The organism is Sporosarcina koreensis, from assembly GCF_001531445.1.
Classification (GTDB): domain Bacteria; phylum Bacillota; class Bacilli; order Bacillales_A; family Planococcaceae; genus Sporosarcina; species Sporosarcina koreensis_C.
The window spans coordinates 1-270 of the sequence record NZ_LQYA01000028.1; the positions used below are offsets into that span (position 1 = coordinate 1).

Consider the following 270-nt stretch of genomic DNA (forward strand, 5'->3'; position numbering starts at 1 on the left):
AAAGTTTCAAACTTTTTTCGGAGCGATACGGTGAGCAAAATATCGCTTATGCGACGGTTCATCATGACGAAAAAACACCTCATTTACATATTGGAGTTGTTCCGATGCGTGACGGAAAACTACAAGGAAAGAACGTTTTTAATCGACAGGAATTGATTTGGATTCAAGACAAATTTCCTGAGCATATGCAAAAACTTGGATTTGATTTGGAGCGAGGGGAAAAGGGTTCAAAGCGTGAGCATATCGAAACACAAACGTTTAAAAAACAAA

Annotated in this window: 1 protein-coding gene; it reads left to right on the plus strand. The window is 38.1% G+C overall.

Features of this window, described 5'->3' with window-relative positions:
* The coding region (locus AWV70_RS05430) for a plasmid recombination protein (protein ID WP_201024317.1) at window positions 1-270 on the plus strand (270 nt) is incomplete at both ends.